This window comes from Streptomyces sp. S6 (genome assembly GCF_054880855.1).
On sequence record NZ_JBTYMC010000631.1, the window covers coordinates 1 to 1459 of the forward strand.

Annotated in this window: 2 protein-coding genes; both read left to right on the forward strand. The window is 75.9% G+C overall.

The window, feature by feature from the left end:
• A partial coding sequence (locus tag ACVNF4_RS35955; protein WP_461807026.1) for an acyl carrier protein occupies positions 1-828 on the forward strand: 828 nt, incomplete at its 5' end.
• Positions 825-1459, forward strand: a 635-nt coding sequence (locus ACVNF4_RS35960; RefSeq protein WP_461807027.1) for a thioesterase II family protein, incomplete at its 3' end; no start/stop codon positions are given. The genes ACVNF4_RS35955 and ACVNF4_RS35960, both read left to right, overlap by 4 nt.

Here is a 1459-nt window from a genome sequence, read left to right on the forward strand (position 1 = left end):
CACCGGCTGGCCGTCGTCGGCGCCACCCCGCGCGACCTCGCCGAGGCGCTCGCCAACTGGCGTGCCCGGAGCACGGTGACGGCCGCCGCGCAGGAGCCCCCGCGCCGGATCACCCTCCACACCGAGGGCCCCGCCGAGGAACTGGACGCCGTGGCCGCCGCTCTCGCCGACGCCTTCCCCGGCCTGGCGGACACCCCGGCGGCGACGGTCCAGGACATGCTGGCCCGGCTCGGCGTCGCCGTCTCACCGGCCGAGGGAGGCCCCGGTCCGGACGTCCGGCTCGACCTCTCCTGGGAGGCGGACGGCCGACGCACCACCCTGCCGCTGGCCGGGGCCCGGCCGCAGGACGCCCCCGGGCTGCTGCGGGCCGCGCTCGCCGGCCTGTTCACGGCGGGAGCCGACCTCCGCCTAGCGGCGCTGGCCGCTCCCGGCACCCGCTTCGCGCCGGACCTGCCCACCTACCCGTTCCGCCGCAGGAGGTACTGGATCGACGAACCGGCCGGCGAACCCTCGCGCGGACCCGGCGCCGAGACCCCGGCCGACGGCGCCCTCCCGGAGTCGCTGGAACCCGAGGCACTGACCTGCTACCTCCTGGACCTGCTGCGGGACGTCCTCCAGGCGGACACCCTCGACCCCGAACTGTCCCTGCTCGACGTGGGCGTCGACTCCTTCCTGTCCACCCTGTTCATCACCCGCATCGAGGAGCGCTTCGAGGTCGGCCTGACCGCCGACGGGCTCTCCCTCGACATGCCGCTGCACGACCTGCTGGGCAAGCTCGCCGAAAGTATCGCCGCGACGGCGGCGGCCGGTCAGGGGGTGGGCGCGTGAGCGCCGGCACCGACGCGTTCATCCGGCCCCGGACCGTCGCCGCACCCGCCGTCCGACTGGTGGTCGTGCCGCACGCAGGCTCCTCCGGCAGCGCCTACCACCCCATGCACCGGACCCTGCCGCCCACCTGGGACCTCCTGCTCCTCGACCTGCCCGGCCGAGGCAGACGGCACGCGCAGGCGCCGGTCGCCGACATGGACACGCTCGTCGCCCGGGTCACCGACGACGTCCTCGCCCACGCCGACGGCACACCCCTGGCCCTGTTCGGGCACAGCCTCGGCGCGGTCGTCGCCTCCGAGACCGCCCGCCGTCTCCAGGCCCGAGGCGCCGCCCCACTGTGGCTCGGCGTCTCCGGACGGCAGGCACCCGGCATCCAGCCCGCCATCCGCCTCCTCGACCCCAGCCTGTCCGACATGGAGTTCGTCCGACGCCTCACCCGGCTCGGCGGGATGCCGGACCGGCTCGACGAACTCCCCGAGTTCAAGGACCGGTTCCTCCAGGTGATCAGGGCCGACCTGCGGGCCCTGGACTCCTACCGGCCCGACCCCGGGCGCGAGCCGCTGTCGAGCGCGCTCACCGCGTTCGTCTCGACCGACGACGCGCTTGCCCCCGCTCCCGGCGCGGCGGCCTG